14 protein-coding genes are annotated in these 15,442 nt (G+C 51.0%); 13 read left to right on the top strand and 1 reads right to left on the bottom strand.

Annotated features, from left to right (window positions below):
- The first annotated feature begins 12 nt into the window (after positions 1 to 12).
- The 9 genes from G8768_RS18165 to G8768_RS18125 all read left to right on the top strand — a co-directional run bounded on the left by G8768_RS18165 (position 13) and on the right by G8768_RS18125 (position 9,577).
- Positions 13 to 294 (top strand): DUF4389 domain-containing protein, encoded by a 282-nt coding sequence (locus tag G8768_RS18165; protein WP_166848043.1) that lies wholly within the window; start codon positions 13 to 15, stop codon positions 292 to 294.
- A gap of 82 nt (positions 295 to 376) precedes the next feature.
- Positions 377 to 865, top strand: a complete 489-nt coding sequence (sixA, locus tag G8768_RS18160) for a phosphohistidine phosphatase SixA (RefSeq protein ID WP_166848046.1) — start codon at positions 377 to 379, stop codon at positions 863 to 865.
- Between the two features lie 63 nt (positions 866 to 928).
- The gene (locus tag G8768_RS18155; RefSeq protein ID WP_166848049.1) at positions 929 to 1,786 is read left to right on the top strand and encodes an alpha/beta fold hydrolase; all 858 of its coding nucleotides are present in this window, start codon (positions 929 to 931) and stop codon (positions 1,784 to 1,786) included.
- 44 nt (positions 1,787 to 1,830) lie between these two features.
- On the top strand, positions 1,831 to 2,763 hold the full coding sequence (locus G8768_RS18150; protein WP_166848052.1) for a DUF4892 domain-containing protein: 933 nt from the start codon (positions 1,831 to 1,833) through the stop codon (positions 2,761 to 2,763).
- A 139-nt stretch (positions 2,764 to 2,902) separates the two neighbouring features.
- The gene (locus G8768_RS18145) at positions 2,903 to 4,993 is read left to right on the top strand and encodes a prolyl oligopeptidase family serine peptidase (RefSeq protein ID WP_166848055.1); all 2,091 of its coding nucleotides are present in this window, start codon (positions 2,903 to 2,905) and stop codon (positions 4,991 to 4,993) included.
- A 177-nt stretch (positions 4,994 to 5,170) separates the two neighbouring features.
- Entirely contained in the window at positions 5,171 to 6,058 is an 888-nt protein-coding gene (gene prmB, locus G8768_RS18140) for a 50S ribosomal protein L3 N(5)-glutamine methyltransferase (protein ID WP_166848058.1), read from the top strand.
- 119 nt (positions 6,059 to 6,177) lie between these two features.
- Positions 6,178 to 7,269 (top strand): chorismate synthase, encoded by a 1,092-nt coding sequence (aroC, locus tag G8768_RS18135; RefSeq protein WP_166848061.1) that lies wholly within the window; start codon positions 6,178 to 6,180, stop codon positions 7,267 to 7,269.
- 18 nt (positions 7,270 to 7,287) lie between these two features.
- The gene (locus G8768_RS18130) at positions 7,288 to 8,493 is read left to right on the top strand and encodes an MFS transporter (protein WP_166848064.1); all 1,206 of its coding nucleotides are present in this window, start codon (positions 7,288 to 7,290) and stop codon (positions 8,491 to 8,493) included.
- 184 nt (positions 8,494 to 8,677) lie between these two features.
- Positions 8,678 to 9,577: a hypothetical protein gene (locus tag G8768_RS18125; RefSeq protein ID WP_166848067.1), complete on the top strand. Its 900-nt coding sequence runs from the start codon at positions 8,678 to 8,680 to the stop codon at positions 9,575 to 9,577.
- Here G8768_RS18125 and G8768_RS18120 read toward each other — a convergent pair.
- Positions 9,546 to 10,418 (bottom strand): LysR family transcriptional regulator, encoded by an 873-nt coding sequence (locus tag G8768_RS18120; RefSeq protein ID WP_166848071.1) that lies wholly within the window; start codon positions 10,416 to 10,418, stop codon positions 9,546 to 9,548. The genes G8768_RS18125 and G8768_RS18120 overlap by 32 nt on opposite strands.
- Before the next feature lie 240 nt (positions 10,419 to 10,658).
- Between G8768_RS18120 and leuC the strand changes: the two genes are divergently transcribed.
- The 4 genes from leuC to asd all read left to right on the top strand — a co-directional run bounded on the left by leuC (position 10,659) and on the right by asd (position 15,144).
- Entirely contained in the window at positions 10,659 to 12,086 is a 1,428-nt protein-coding gene (gene leuC / locus G8768_RS18115; RefSeq protein ID WP_166848073.1) for a 3-isopropylmalate dehydratase large subunit, read from the top strand.
- 20 nt (positions 12,087 to 12,106) lie between these two features.
- The gene (leuD, locus tag G8768_RS18110; protein ID WP_166848076.1) at positions 12,107 to 12,751 is read left to right on the top strand and encodes a 3-isopropylmalate dehydratase small subunit; all 645 of its coding nucleotides are present in this window, start codon (positions 12,107 to 12,109) and stop codon (positions 12,749 to 12,751) included.
- 47 nt (positions 12,752 to 12,798) lie between these two features.
- Positions 12,799 to 13,872, top strand: coding sequence for a 3-isopropylmalate dehydrogenase (gene leuB, locus G8768_RS18105; RefSeq protein ID WP_166848079.1), 1,074 nt, complete (start codon positions 12,799 to 12,801; stop codon positions 13,870 to 13,872).
- Positions 13,873 to 14,031: 159 nt separating this feature from the next.
- Positions 14,032 to 15,144: an aspartate-semialdehyde dehydrogenase gene (gene asd, locus G8768_RS18100; protein ID WP_166848082.1), complete on the top strand. Its 1,113-nt coding sequence runs from the start codon at positions 14,032 to 14,034 to the stop codon at positions 15,142 to 15,144.
- Positions 15,145 to 15,442 lie beyond the last annotated feature (298 nt).

Here is a 15,442-nt window from a genome sequence, read left to right as displayed (position 1 = left end):
GAAGGAGTTTCCATGAGTGATTCCCATATGCCCCATAAATACTCTTTTCTGGGCGCCGAAATTTGGATCCGACTGGTCTTTATGGTGATTTATTCCATCACCTTGAAACTGGCTCTACTGGTTTTGGGCTTGGTTGCCGTTGTTCAATTTTTCATTGCTTTGATTCAAGGGCAGGCCAATTCAGATATTATTAAATTTTCAGAGTCATGTGCTCAGTTTGTTTTGCAAAGTTGGCGCTTTTTAACGTTTGTCAGTGAAGACAAACCTTTCCCGTTTCGTGATTGGCCCACTTGATTCAATATCGACATTTGTTTGCCATATGAAGTCTGGAAAGGTGCAATAAGGAAAAACAAAGGAAAGGAACGGAATTTGTCTTATGCGCTTGTTTATTTTGCGACATGGCCAGGCTTCCTACCAGGCCCCGAGTGATGCTGAGCGTGAACTCACGGAGCGTGGTCGCCTGGAAACTGAAATCATCATTCGTGAGCACCTTGTTCAATTGAACCATCCGCCGGTGATTGTGAGCAGCCCCTACGTGCGGGCTCAGCAAACCGCCCAAATTGCTGCCGAACAACTGGGTTTGGCGTCGCAAAGTATCGAAGCAATCAAACGAGCCCCCTGGCAAGAACTGCGTTCAGAAAGTTCTCCCGAGAGAACCATTACCCGCATTGGGGAATGGTTCGAACACAATCCCGGACGGGATTTGCTGTGTGTGAGCCATCAGCCTCTGGTTGGTCAGCTGATTAATATTCTGGCGGACTTAATACCCGGACGGCATATGATGGGTACAAGTGCGCTGGCTTGCCTTGAAGGTGAAGACTGCTTGCCCGCCTGCATGGATCTGCTGGCGTTGCATCAACCCTAGTGAGTACAACTGTCGTACCCAATCAATATCAAATAACATTTTAATCGGCCAGGAGACAGGGCATTGCAAGAAGAGCGCGGGCGGGACATTCACTTTGATGTTTTTGATCGGGTGGTTGCGGCACAGGAATGGGGTAAGCCCGGAGGTCGTAAGGTGTTGGCAATTCATGGTTGGCTGGACAACAGCGCCAGTTTTGCCCCAATGACCCAGCACCTGGATGATGTCCACTTTATTGCATTGGATACTTCGGGTCATGGCCACAGCTCTCATATTGCGCCCGGTCTGGCCTACAATATCTGGCAGGATATCGGCGATATTTTTGCCATTGCCGACAGCCTTGGTTGGCAGGAATTTAATCTGATCGGTCATTCCCGTGGTGCCATTATCGGAGCGCTCGCTGCCGGTACCTTTCCCGAGCGTATACTGGGCCTGGGTTTGATCGATGCGTTGGCCCCTGGGCCGCTCTCGGCCGAGGATACGCCGGGCCAATTGGCAAGGTCCATTCTTGATGTTGCTCGCCGCCAGGACAAGGCTACTACTATATTCAGCGATGTTGAGGCTGCCATTGTTGCAAGGCAAAAGGGCCTGCATACGATTTCCAGTGACGCCGCGCGCTTGATTGTCGAACGTGGCATCAAGCCTGTCGCGGGCGGATACACCTGGAGCAGCGATCCAAGGCTGATGTCCGCATCCGCGCTGAAGCTGGGGCAGTCGCAAATTGAAGCGTTCTTCGACAGAATTTCGGCACGATGCTGCTTAATAGCGGCCAGCGAAGGTTTGCAGAAGTACATCGCGAAGCAGGAAGGTTTGTTAACTAAAATCAAAGATGTTGAAAAGCATTCTTTTGACGGTGGCCACTTTTTGCATATGGAATCCAGACAGAAAGACATTGCCAAGCTTATGGATGCTATTCTAGGCTAAACAGCTGTTCGCTTGACTGGGTTCTGCAGCACAAAAGGAATGTTATGAACGTATTAAGAACGTTGAATGCATCAAAGATATCGAGCAAGGGCTGCGTCATCGCTTTTTTCCTTGCGTTATCCGGTTTCCTGTCAGCAGCAAAGCTTCACGCCGAAGCCTGGGTTGATGTGCCGGGCGTAAAAGCCAAGAGAGTCATCTACGAACAGCAGCAGGAGAGCAGTGATTGGGTATTGCCCCTGGGGCCGATTGAGCGGGTTGATGGTCTCTGGCAGCCGGAGCAATCTCGCCAGTTTTCAGGTGATCTGCTGCGTCGCACGTTGGAGTTTGATACCGAACAAAGCGAGGCTGTTGTTTTCAGGGCTTATCGCGATGCGATTTTAAAGCAGGGCGTCCAAACCCTTTTCAGTTGTCAGGGGCGGGACTGTGGGCGCAGTAATAATTGGGCCAATCGCTTTTTTGGGATCTATCAATTGTATGGTCGGGAGGATTCCCAGCGTCTGAGCAGCTTTAGCTGGCGGTCAGAGGGAAGGGAGCACTTTGCTCTTTTGTACCTGGTTCGTCGGGGCAATCAGCGTATTTATTTGCAGCAGGAATGGTTGAGCCGTGTTGCGTCTGAGCAGTCAGCGTCGGTGTTGGTCAGTGAGGATCAATTGTGGAAGCAGTGGCGGGCAAGTGGTGTACTGCGTTTGAGCCAGGCTGCCGGACAGTTGGATAACGATGGCCTGATCAAGCCGGAATGGTTGGAACTGATTGGTAAAGTGTTGCAAGCCCATCCTGGGCAGCAGTTGGACGTCGTTGCCCATCACTACGGTGCAGGCCAGGCCAGGGATCAAGCCGAAAGCATGCTTGCCCGCCTACAGCAAGGGCTGGCCGCACAGGGCGTTGCAGAGCGGCGATTGCAGACTCACAATCTGGCCGACCTTGCGCCACTTCAATCCCGCCCGGAAAGCGCACGTTTGGATCTGTTGTTGCGTTAATCTCAAATATCACTCGCCTTGGCGTGCAAGGCATCTGTTGGCTCTACCTGATCCGGGTTTGGACTGAGGGTTGGGGCCAGTCCCTCGTTTTTATCTATTGTAGGCAAAAAACAACGATAACTTCGGAAGCGAGAATGTTATGAATAAACACCTTGGGGCTGTCCTTGCCTTTGGCGTAAGTGCACTCTCTGCCAGTGTGGCCCTGGCAGGGGAAAAAGATCCGTTTATGTGGCTGGAAGAGGTTGAGGGCGAAAAGCCATTAGCCTGGGTAGAAGAGAAGAACGAGCGCTCTCTGGCGGACATTAAAAAATACCCCGGCTTTCAGGGCCTGGTCGACAATGCAATGGAAGTGCTGAACAACAAAGATCGCATTCCTTATGCGGGTCGAAATGGTGATTACTATTACAACTTCTGGCGCGATTCCGATAACCCTCGTGGCTTGTATCGTCGTGCGACCTTAAGTGAGTACAAAAAAGAAAGCCCGAAATGGGAAACCGTTTTGGATATCGATGCTCTGGGTAAAAAAGAGGGCGTGAACTGGGTTTACAAAGGCATGAACTGTCTGCAGCCGGAATTCACGCGCTGTATGGTTGCTCTGTCTCGCGGTGGTGCCGATGCGGTGGAATATCGTGAATTCGATTTGAACAAGGCTGAATTTATTAAAGATGGTCTGTATCTGCCGGAAGCCAAGTCTGCACTTAATTGGGTTGATAAAGATACTCTGATTGTGGGCACCGATTTCGGTGACGGTAAAAGCCTGACCGATTCCGGTTATCCCCGTGTTCTGAAAATGTGGCATCGCGGCAAAGGTTTTAAAAATGGCAAGACCATTTTTGAAGCTGAGCAGGCTTCAGTTTCCGCACGCGCTTACAACTTGGGTAAGGGCAAGGAAAGCACGGTATTTATTAACGACGCGACCGATTTCTACAACGCCAATACTTATGTTTATGCCAACGACAAGTTAATCGCTGTGGACGTCCCAAGCGATTCCGATGTGGAAGGTCTGTTTAAAGGCAATGTATACCTGTTGCTGAAATCGGATTGGAAACACAATGGCAAAAGCTTCAAGCAGGGCTCTTTGTTGTATTCAAGTCTGGCGGATATTAAAGCCGGCAAAGCCAGCTTTAAGCTGTTTCAGGCACCGTCCGAAGGGAAAACCATCAAGGGCGTAGCGTTCACCAAAAACAGTTTGTTGATCAGCTGGTTGGATAATGTTCGCAGCTCTGTTGTTCGCTATACACCGGGCAAGGATGGTAAATGGTCCGAGCATCGTTTGGAGTTGGACGACAAGGCGGTTGTTGGCTTAGTGGATGTGGATGATCGCTATGAGGATTTCCTGGTCAGCTACTCCAGTTTTATCGAGCCTTCAACGCTGTACATGTTTAATGAGAGCAAAGCCGGTAAACAAAAAATTAAATCGTCACCGTCTATGTTCGATGGTGATCGCTTTAAAGTAGAGCAGTTCAAAGCCAAATCGAAAGATGGAACCATGATCCCGTATTTCGTGGTGATGGATAAAAAGCTAAAGTTCAACGGCAAGAACCCAACGCTGCTGTACGGCTACGGCGGTTTTGAAATTTCTCTGTTGCCACGCTATTCCGCGACCATCGGTAAAAACTGGTTGGAGCAGGGTGGTGTTTATGTGTTGTCGAATATTCGCGGGGGCGGTGAGTTTGGCCCAGCCTGGCACCAGGCCGCGTTGAAAGAAAATCGCCATAAAGCTTATGAAGATTTCGAGGCCATCGCAGAAGATCTGATCGACCGCAAAATCACTTCGCCGAAGCACCTGGGTATCCAGGGGGGCAGTAACGGTGGTTTGCTGATGGGGAATGCCTTTACCCGTCGTCCGGATCTGTACAACGCTGTTGTGTGTCAGGTGCCTCTGTTGGACATGAAGCGTTACAACAAGTTACTGGCCGGCGCGAGCTGGATGGCCGAATACGGAAACCCGGATATTGCTGAAGAGTGGGATTTCATTAAAACTTTCTCGCCATATCACAATGTCAGCAAGGACAAGAAGTACCCCAAGGTGTTCTTCACCACATCAACCCGTGATGACCGTGTACACCCGGCCCATGCCCGTAAAATGGTTGCTCTGATGGAAAGCCAGGGTCACGATGTTCTGTACTATGAGAATATCGAGGGCGGTCACGCCGGTGCAGCTGATATCAAACAGCGCGCTGAATTGAGTGCTCTGGCCTATGCTTATTTGCTGTCGCAGCTGAAATAAGCTGGCTGATCGTTTGAAATCTTACAAGGGGCTGCATTGCAGCCCTTTTTTGTGCCTGCTCATTGGCCTTGTATCTCTTGCTTCGATGGGCTTTTGATCGTGCACCACCGCTCTATTGCCCACACCCTATTTCCCGTACAATAGCGCCTCTTTGAATTCGATAGAAAGCGTTAGCCCATGGCCGTTGAACAAGATCTGCACACCATCCGAGACTATATCCGTTGGGCGGCTTCCCGCTTTAGCGAGGCTGAGCTGTATTTCGGGCATGGAACAGATAATGCCTGGGATGAAGCGACGGCATTGGTCCTGCAGACACTGCATTTGCCCTGGGATACTGACAAGGACACACTTTCAGCCCGCCTTAGTTTGACGGAGCGGAAGTTGCTAGTGGAGCGTATCGAACGCCGTGTGAATGAACGTTTGCCCGTGGCGTATTTAACCGGCCAAGCCTATTTTTGCGGCTTGTCATTTGCGGTGAGCGAAGATGTGCTGGTGCCGCGCTCGCCAATTGCTGAATTGATTGAACAAAGCTTTCAGCCTTGGTTGCAGGAAGAGCCCAGTCGAATACTGGATCTGTGCACAGGGAGTGGATGCATCGGTATCGCTTGTGCCTACGCCTTCGAATGGGCAGAGGTGGATTTGAGCGATATTTCTCCTGCTGCCATTCAGATGGCAGAAAAAAATATTGCTCGCCACCAATTAGCGGATAGGGTGCGAGCTGTAGAAAGCGATTTATTTGCAGGCCTGACAGGGGAGCGTTACGATTTGATCGTCAGCAATCCCCCCTATGTGAACGCTGAAGACTTGGCCAGCATGCCGGAAGAGTATCAGCAGGAGCCCGAGATAGCGTTGGGCTCGGGTGAAGACGGTTTGGATTTTACGCGCCGCTTACTGGCAGAGGCCGCCGAATACCTGAATGACGGTGGTGCACTGATTGTGGAAGTGGGCAATAGTTGGCCAGCACTGGAGAAGGCCTTCCCGGAATTGCCGTTCACCTGGATTGAATTCGAGCGCGGTGGCCACGGTGTATGTTTATTGTTTAAAGAGCAACTTGCTCACCTTTAATCGACATTAGCCGACACTGAGGTTTTCAACCTCCCTGACAGTAAAGAATTATTATCACAAGTCCAATGCAGGCTTGTTACAACAACATAGCAATTTATCAATCAAGGTATCAGAGCATTATGTCCGGTAATAGCTTCGGAAAATTATTCACAGTGACCACCTTTGGAGAAAGTCACGGCCTCGCTTTGGGGGCGATCATCGATGGTTGTCCTCCGGGATTGGAGCTTTCAGAGGCGGATTTGCAAAAAGATCTGGATCGCCGCCGCCCGGGTAAAAACCGTTATGAAACCCAACGTAAAGAGCCGGATGAAGTACAAATTTTATCGGGGGTGTTTGAGGGTAAAACAACCGGCACACCGATTGGTCTGCAAATCATGAATACCGATCAGCGTTCAAAAGACTACTCCAATATTAAGGATTTGTACCGCCCGGCCCATGCGGATTACACCTATATGCAAAAGTATGGTGTGCGTGATTATCGTGGTGGGGGCCGTTCTTCTGCCCGTGAAACCGCCATGCGAGTGGCCGCAGGTGCGGTAGCTAAAAAATACCTTGCCCAGGAGTGTGGTATTCAGGTGCGTGCATACTTGTCCCAGCTGGGGCCGATCAAAATTGAACAATTTGATTGGGATGAAGTGGAGAACAATGCTTTTTTCTGTCCGGATGCCAATAAAGTGCCCGAGATGGAAAAGTTTATGGCCGGTCTAAAGGGCAATTCCATCGGTGCAAAAATTTCCGTTGTTGCCACGGGGATGATTCCGGGTTTGGGCGAACCAATTTTTGATCGCCTGGATGCCGACCTGGCCCACGCCTTGATGGGGATTAATGCTGTCAAAGGTGTAGAGATTGGGGCCGGTTTTGACAGTGTTGAACAACTGGGAACCGAGCATCGTGATGAAATTACTCCCGACGGTTTTTTGTCCAATCGTGCGGGCGGTGTACTGGGTGGAATTTCTACCGGACAGGATTTGATTGCGCACATTGCTCTCAAACCAACATCGAGCATGCACATTCCGGGGCGTAGCGTAAACGTTCAGGGAGAGCCTGTGGAAGTGGTTACCAAAGGGCGACATGATCCTTGCGTGGGCATTCGGGCGACACCCATCGCCGAAGCTATGATGGCTTTGGTCTTGATGGACCATTTGTTGCGTCACCGAGGTCAAAACGGCAGCGTGCAACACGATATTCCCGTTATCCCTCCACAGGCCTGAGGTCCAGAATAATTCACTATGCTTGATGGGCAAAATAGCGCCGGCGAATCCGCCGGTGCGAGCAACCGCATTCCCTATTGGCGTTTATCGATTTTCTATTTTTTCTATTTCGCTGTGCTCGGCGCGCTGGTTCCGTTCTGGAGTTTGTACCTTCAAAGCATTGACTATTCCGCGCAGGAAATTGGCTATGTAATGGCTGCCCTGGCCATCTCGCGAATTGTGGCACCCAATATCTGGGGGTGGCTGGCGGACAAAACCGGGCAGCGTTTACGCATTATACGTTGGGGCAGTTGTCTTGCCGTTCTTTGCTTTCTCGGTGTGTTCTGGCAGAAAAGTTTCGCTGCCATGTTTGCGGTCGTGATTGCTTACAGTTTCTTCTGGAACGCGGTGCTGGCGCAGTTCGAAGTTGTCACTCTTGATCATCTTAACGAAGAGCCGGAGCAATACAGCCGCATTCGCCTGTGGGGTTCGGTGGGTTTTATCGTTGCTGTTGTTCTTCTCGGCGCCTTGTTTGATGCGTTTTCGATTGCACTGTTGCCGCTGGCCTTGTTGGTTTTATTGCTGGCCATTTGGGTGTCGAGCCTGACCGTTTCCGAGGCTGAGACGAGTCACCATGTTGCCCACGGTGATCAGAGTGCTGGAGAAAGTCGTTTTACAGACATTTTAAAACGCCGTGAAGTTTGGGTGTTTTTTGTCGCATCGTTCTTTTTGCAAATCAGTCATGGTGCCCACTACACCTTTTTCTCGGTGCTGTTGGAAGAACAGGGCTATTCCTCGATGGTCATCGGTGGCCTGTGGGCGCTGGGGGTGTTGGCCGAAATCATTTTATTTATGTATATGCCCGCCTTGCTGCGCCTGTTTGGTGCCCGTTTATTGTTTTGGGCGGCACTGTTCAGTGCGGCGGTACGTTGGTTACTGACGCCTTTGTTGGTTGATTTCTTTATCGCCTTGTTTTTATTGCAGTGGTTGCATGCGTTGACGTTCGGGGCGGCCCATGCCGTTTCCATTGAATGGGTCAGACGTTTTTTCCCGAGTTCCAGTCATGGGCAGGGGCAAGCATTGTATACCGCGTTGAGCTTCGGTGCTGGTGGTGCGCTGGGGGCGATTCTCTGTGGTTATCTTTGGGAGATCAGTGCGTTCTGGTGCTTTGCCTTTTGTGCGATCGCTGCCTTTCTTGGATTTGTCTTGTCTTTCTGGGGAATGCGCAAGGCCAAGTTGGATTAGTGTTCCCGGCCATTTTGGGGAATCCCGAGAACCCGGTAAATAGCTTTCACATATCAGGCGGTTTTATTCTCTGGGACTTGACGCGACAGAGGCGCAAGAGTAGCGTAGATTGTGATTCCGTTCGGCGATTAGCGAGATGCTTACAATCATAACAAGTCGGGCAATTATTGTACGGGGGTTCTCCATGTCGGCTCAGCTTCGCACAGCCTTGTCACTTCTACAGGCGGGTATTTTTCTGGCCTTGCTTAATATGCCAATGGCTCAGGCTCAGGACGTTCAGCAATGCGAAAAAATCAATTGTCGCTGTGACGGTTTATGGAGTACATGGGGGCAGGCCTGTAGCGAGCAGGAAAATCAGCTGCGCGAACAGTGCGTTCAGAATGAAGGCAAGATCAGCAATTATTGTCGCTGGCAGGGCCAGGGTGCATACCCCTCCGTACTGGGCACACTAAAACCGGCAAAAAATTTCAGTGCCGAGCAACTGGAGCAAGCTCGTACCGCGTTCCAATCCAAGCTGTGGTCCATGCAACAGGATTTTACCAGCAGTCAGGAACTGTACGGTCAGGGTGATTCCAAGTCTGCGGCTGCTTTGGCTAAGCGTGTCGATCGACAGGCAGATTCAGCCATTTCCCAAGGCTTGGTATTACTGGCCATTCATCGACAGCTTGAAGACGAAGAAGCCCGCACTGCCGCGTTGGCGGAGCTGCGGGGCGCATTGTCCGACCAGGAAAATCGTTTTCTGGCTTGGTCGGCCGCAATGGGTGAGCAGAACAATATGAAATTGTCGCGCCGTTTTTCGCGCTACAGCGGGAATCAGGCGGAATTTCAGGCCTTATTGTTTGACGCTTTAGGGGATTTTGATTCTGCGTCTCGCGCCTGGCAGCGTGCCGCAAATCGTGCGGAACAATTGATGGAGGCCAGCAAAAAACCTCGCATCTGGAAATTTTACCGGGCACAGGCGGCGAGTCGTTATGCCAAGGCTGCAACTTCTGAACGTAGCCTCAATGGCTCCGGGCAGGGATTGGCTCAACAGGCCGATGATCTTTGGGCACTCAGTCTGCCGACGCCTGCAACGCCTGAATAAAAGCCTGGGCCGCCTTTGAGAGGCTGCGCCCCTGATGGTAAATACAGCCCAGTTCCCGGCTGACCTCGAGCTGGGGAACATCAATGGCCGTTAGTGGTCCGTCGATCAAACTTTCCGGTAAGACACTCCAGCCCAAGCCAATGGAAACCATCATCTTGATGGTTTCCAGATAGTTGGTGGCCATGCTCACATCCAAAGGCAGGTGAAACTGATCAAATTGGCGCTTCAGAATTTGCCCGGTGAAGGTGCTCAAATCCGGGAGAATAGCCGGGTGTTCACTCAGGGTTTTTAACTCGACCGGTGCGCCGTTGTTGAGTGGGTGTTCCTTGGCGACGACGCAGATCAACGGGTCATGCCAAATGTGTTTGGCAATCATCTTTTCATGCTTTTGAGGCGCCAGGGTGACCACCGCCAATTCCAGCTGGCCATGAAGGATTTTATCGGTGGCTTTTTCCGAGTCGATAAAATCGATCGCCAGTTTGACCTTGGGGTACTGCTGGGAAAAAAGTCGCAGCACCGGTGGTAAACGATGCAGACCGATATGGTGACTGGTGGCCATATTCAGAGTGCCGCTGATTTCCCCGCTCTTGTCGCTGATCAGGCGGCGGGTTTCCTCTACCTCCATCAGAATCTTATTGGCTCTGGGCAGCAGGGTACGCCCGGCCTCGGTCAGATCCACGGTGCGGCCAATACGATCGAACAGCTTGCAGTCCAGTTGCTCTTCCAGGCTGGAAATACGTTTGCTGATCGCCGGTTGGGTCAGGTGGAGCTTTTGCGCCGCAGCGGAGAACGAGCGTAGCTCAGCGACCGCACAGAAGGCATTTAAGGACTGGGTGTCCATAACTTTCTCTCAGGTGCTCAAATTGGGTTTATCTTACGATACATCCACTTTGGATTCCAATTTGGAATGGATTCTATGAAAAATATAAATTGGATTTATACGATGTGCCCTCATAGAATGCAATGACCGGCCCCGATACCCGTGGGGCAATAGTTTTAGTTTGACCCTATAGCCTGATAAGTGCAGCCGTCGCAGCGTTCATTGAATAAGCGATCGCCGCCAATAAGAGAGAAAACAACCATGTCCGCCAAGACCTTGTATGACAAGCTCTGGGATAGCCATTTCGTGAAAGAACGCGATGATGGCTCGGCCCTGATCTATATCGATCGCCATGTGATTCATGAAGTGACTTCACCGCAAGCTTTTGAAGGCCTGCGTTTGGCCGGGCGTGATCTGTGGCGGGTGAACTCGGTCATCGCGACACCCGATCACAATGTACCAACCACATCGGCCGAGCGTGAAGCCGGTGTTGATGGCATCAAAGATGATGTGGCGAGAATTCAGGTTCAGACGCTGGATGATAACTGTGCCGATTTTGGCGTACGCGAATTTCAAATCAACGATCAGCGCCAGGGTATTGTTCATGTTATTGGCCCGGAAAGCGGCGCTTGCCTCCCCGGTATGACCATTGTTTGCGGTGACTCCCATACATCCACTAACGGTGCACTGGGTGCGTTGGCACACGGCATAGGCACGTCGGAAGTTGAACATGTTTTTGCAACCCAATGTCTGGTTGCCAAAAAAATGAAAAATATGCTGGTTCGTGTTGATGGCGAACTGGGTCCGGGAGTTAGCCCCAAAGATGTAGTGCTGGCCATTATCGGAAAAATTGGTACCGCAGGTGGTACCGGTTATGCCATCGAATTTGGTGGCCAGGTTTTCCGCGACATGTCCATGGAGGGCCGTATGACCGTCTGTAATATGGCCATCGAAGCAGGTGCCCGTGTGGGTATGGTTGCTGTGGATCAAACCACGCTGGATTACGTAAAAGGCCGCACCTACGCACCATCCGGTGAACAGTGGGATTTGGCGGAAGCTCAGTGGCGCGAGTTGCACTCTGATGCCGATGCGGAATTTGATGCGATCGTTGAGATTGATGGTGCACGCATTGAGCCTCAGGTTAGCTGGGGCACGTCACCGGAGATGGTCTTGCCGGTTTCTGCCAATGTGCCAGACCCGCTTGCCGAAAATGATCCGGTGAAGAAAGAAGGTATCGAGCGCGCTCTGGAATATATGGGCTTGCAAGCTGGACAGGCCATTGCTGATATCCACCTTGATCGTGTTTTTATCGGTTCCTGTACCAACTCGCGTATTGAAGATATGCGCGCGGCGGCCGAAGTCGTGAAGGGTCGCAAGAAAGCAGACAATGTGAAAGAAGCCATTGTGGTTCCGGGGTCTGGTTTGGTCAAAGCCCAGGCGGAAAAAGAAGGGCTGGATAAAATTTTTATTGAAGCCGGTCTGGAATGGCGTGAGCCAGGGTGTTCCATGTGTTTGGCCATGAACGCAGACAAACTCGGTGCGGGTGAGCATTGTGCTTCAACCTCCAACCGTAATTTTGAAGGTCGTCAAGGCTACGGTGGCCGCACTCATTTGGTTGGCCCCGAAATGGCCGCAGCTGCAGCAATCGCAGGTCACTTTGTTGACGTTCGCGAAATGATGAATCAATAGGCCGGGCAAAGGAGAATCACATGAAAGCATTTACTCGTTTGCAAGGCTTGGTGGCGCCGATGGACCGCGCCAATGTGGATACCGATTTAATTATCCCCAAGCAGTTTTTAAAATCCATCAAACGCAGCGGCTTTGGCCCGAATCTGTTTGATGAATTGCGTTATCAGGATGAAGGTTATCCTGGGCAGGACAACAGCAAGCGTCCGGTGAATCCAGACTTTGCTTTGAATCAAGCCCGTTATCAGGGCGCCGAAGTACTATTGGCACGCAAGAACTTTGGTTGCGGTTCCAGTCGTGAACACGCGCCTTGGGCTCTGGATGATTTTGGTATTCGCTGTGTTATTGCACCGAGTTTTGCCGATATCTTTTTCAATAACTGCTTCAAAAATGGTTTGCTGCCTGTAGTGTTGCCGGAAGAGGTTGTTGATAGCTTGTTCCAGCAAATGTATGACAATGAGGGCTTTTCCCTGACTGTCGATTTGGAGAAGCAACATATTGAAACACCCGATGGCAGCACCCACAGTTTCGAGGTCGATGCATTTCGTCGTCACTGCTTGCTGAATGGTTTGGATGATATCGGGTTAACCTTGCAACATAAGGATGACATTAAGTCCTTTGAGGAGCAGCGTCGTTCTGCTTCACCCTGGTTGTTCCAGGATCTGTAAACAAAATTATTGAGCGTGTCTCATCAGAATTCGAATTGGAATTGAACATGTCGAAAACAGTATTGATTTTACCCGGTGACGGTATTGGCCCCGAGATTGTGGCCGAGGCTAAAAAAGTGTTGGATGCCGTAAACCACCAGGAAAATCTCGGTATCGAATACAGTCATGGAAAGCTTGGAGGTGCCTCCATTGATGAATATGGCGTGCCCTTGAGTGATGAGACTTTGGCGTTAGCACGCGAATCTGATGCGATTTTGTTGGGTGCAGTGGGTGGCCCCAAATGGGATGAGTTGGATTCCGCGATTCGCCCGGAAAAAGGTTTGTTAAAGATTCGTTCCGAATTGGAATTGTTTGCCAATCTGCGTCCGGCGATTTTGTATCCGCAGCTGGCCGATGCGTCTACTTTGAAACCGGAAGTGGTTTCCGGTTTGGATATTCTGATTGTGCGTGAATTAACGGGCGGCATTTATTTTGGCCAGCCGCGTGGTATTCGCACCCTGGAAAACGGCGAACGTCAGGGTTACAACACTTATGTATACGCTGAGCACGAAATCGAGCGCATTGGACGTAATGCGTTCGAGATGGCTCGCAAGCGCAACAAAAAAGTGTGCTCAGTTGATAAAGCTAATGTGCTGGAAGCCACTGTGTTGTGGCGCGAAGTGATGGACCGCCTGTCTGCTGAATACCCGGACGTAGAATTGAGCCATATGTACGTTGATAACGCAGCAATGCAATTGGTTCGTGCGCCGAAGCAGTTTGATGTTTTGGTGACCGGTAATATGTTCGGTGACATTCTTTCGGACGCCGCTGCCATGCTGACAGGTTCCATTGGTATGTTGCCGTCTGCGTCGCTGGATAAAAACGGTTGTGGCATGTATGAACCTTGTCACGGTTCCGCGCCGGATATTGCGGGGCAAGGCATTGCCAATCCGCTGGCTACCATTTTGTCTGTGGCCATGATGCTGCGCTACTCACTGGATATGCCGGCAGCGGCCGAGCAAATTGAAACTGCGGTTTCAAAGGTTCTGGATCAGGGTTTGCGCACCCCGGATATTTATACCGACGGCATGAAAAAAGTCAGCACCAGTGAAATGGGTGATGCCGTTGTTGCTGCGCTATAACGTTAAAATTTTTTTGGCCTAAAGAATTAATCCGCTGGCACCGTAGCAATATGCCAAGCGATTCAAGATCGCCCGTTAAGGGCGGCGAATAATGATAGAGCTTAGGTAACACCGCTTAAGCACCACATAGCACCACGTTTAAACGTAAGAGAGAAAACAATGCGTGTAGGTTTTGTAGGTTGGCGAGGTATGGTCGGTTCCGTTTTGATGGAGCGCATGCGAGCTGAAAATGATTTTGATGGCAATGATATCGAGCCGGTGTTTTACACCACCTCGAACGTGGGCGGTCAGGGCCCCAATATTGGTCGAGATATCGACACATTGCAGGATGCCTACGACATCGACAGCCTTAAACATCTCGACGTGGTTTTGACTTGTCAGGGTGGTGACTACACCTCGGCGGTCTATCCCAAGCTGCGCGAGGCCGGTTGGCAGGGTTATTGGATTGATGCTGCGTCCAGTCTGCGTATGGCCGATGATGCAATTATCGTTTTGGATCCGGTTAACGATCAGGTTATTCGCGACGGTTTGGCGAATGGCGGCAAAAACTTTATTGGTGGTAACTGCACCGTCAGCTTGATGTTGATGGGACTGGGTGGCCTGTTCAATGCCGGTTTGGTTGAATGGGTGAGCGCTATGACATACCAGGCCGCTTCCGGTGCGGGCGCGCGCAATATGCGTGAGCTGATTACCCAGATGGGCAGTATCCGAGATGCCGTTGCTCCAGAGTTGGCGGATCCCGCCAGCGCCATTCTGGATATTGATCGCAAAGTTGCGGAGCATATGCGCAATGGTTTGCCGGTGGACGAGTTTGGTGTGCCTTTGGCAGGCAGTCTGTTGCCTTACATTGATCGCCAACTGGATAACTTCCAGAGTCGTGAAGAATGGAAAGGGCAGGCCGAAACCAACAAAATTCTGGGCCGCGATGCCAGCCCAATTCCCGTGGATGGCTTGTGCGTTCGAGTGGGTGCAATGCGTTGCCACTCCCAGGCCCTGACCATCAAGCTAAAGCAGGATGTGCCACTGTCGGATATTGAATCGCTGTTGGCAGAAGCGAGTCCTTGGTCCAAGGTGGTGCCGAACGATCGTGATCAAACATTGAGCGATCTGACTCCTACGGCAGTAACCGGTACCTTGACGGTGCCTGTAGGGCGTTTGCGTAAGATGAATATGGGGCCACGTTACCTGTCGGCGTTCACTGTGGGTGATCAGCTGTTGTGGGGAGCGGCGGAACCTCTGCGTCGTATGTTGGCGATCCTGCGTCAGTCTTAAGTCTTATCCAGCGGGGCTTTTCAATTCCAGCGGGGCTTTTCCACAGAGCCCCGTTTTTCATCGTTTTCCTCAAATAATGGGCTCAAGAGAGTAATTAGCCACTGACGCCTGTCACCTGAGGTATCTTTATAAATCAGCCCTGCGTCCCAGTTGGGCTGTGATGCTTCTCTCATTTTGACCTTGCGTCTTTGGATCTAGGCTATTCGGGTCAATCAAAGCTCAGAATCTGGCCCGAAAAAATGGGTGAATAGTTGCGAAAAGCCTATTTATATTGAATACTTACGTGCAATTGTGAAGA

Source organism: Pseudoteredinibacter isoporae (genome assembly GCF_011602085.1).
In the GTDB taxonomy this organism is placed as follows: Bacteria; Pseudomonadota; Gammaproteobacteria; order Pseudomonadales; family Cellvibrionaceae; genus Pseudoteredinibacter; species Pseudoteredinibacter isoporae.
This window is presented reverse-complemented; position numbering and strand designations above follow the sequence as displayed.

Bases quoted from the DNA above. Each gene is read 5' to 3' on its own strand.
- prmB (WP_166848058.1), top strand. From the start codon at position 5,171: ATGGCCGTTGAACAAGATCTGCACACCATCCGAGACTATATCCGTTGG.
- sixA (WP_166848046.1), top strand. From the start codon at position 377: ATGCGCTTGTTTATTTTGCGACATGGCCAGGCTTCCTACCAGGCCCCG.
- leuC (WP_166848073.1), top strand. From the start codon at position 10,659: ATGTCCGCCAAGACCTTGTATGACAAGCTCTGGGATAGCCATTTCGTG.
- leuB (WP_166848079.1), top strand. From the start codon at position 12,799: ATGTCGAAAACAGTATTGATTTTACCCGGTGACGGTATTGGCCCCGAG.
- leuD (WP_166848076.1), top strand. From the start codon at position 12,107: ATGAAAGCATTTACTCGTTTGCAAGGCTTGGTGGCGCCGATGGACCGC.
- G8768_RS18150 (WP_166848052.1), top strand. From the start codon at position 1,831: ATGAACGTATTAAGAACGTTGAATGCATCAAAGATATCGAGCAAGGGC.
- G8768_RS18125 (WP_166848067.1), top strand. From the start codon at position 8,678: ATGTCGGCTCAGCTTCGCACAGCCTTGTCACTTCTACAGGCGGGTATT.
- G8768_RS18120 (WP_166848071.1), bottom strand. From the start codon at position 10,418: ATGGACACCCAGTCCTTAAATGCCTTCTGTGCGGTCGCTGAGCTACGC.
- aroC (WP_166848061.1), top strand. From the start codon at position 6,178: ATGTCCGGTAATAGCTTCGGAAAATTATTCACAGTGACCACCTTTGGA.
- asd (WP_166848082.1), top strand. From the start codon at position 14,032: ATGCGTGTAGGTTTTGTAGGTTGGCGAGGTATGGTCGGTTCCGTTTTG.
- G8768_RS18130 (WP_166848064.1), top strand. From the start codon at position 7,288: ATGCTTGATGGGCAAAATAGCGCCGGCGAATCCGCCGGTGCGAGCAAC.
- G8768_RS18145 (WP_166848055.1), top strand. From the start codon at position 2,903: ATGAATAAACACCTTGGGGCTGTCCTTGCCTTTGGCGTAAGTGCACTC.
- G8768_RS18165 (WP_166848043.1), top strand. From the start codon at position 13: ATGAGTGATTCCCATATGCCCCATAAATACTCTTTTCTGGGCGCCGAA.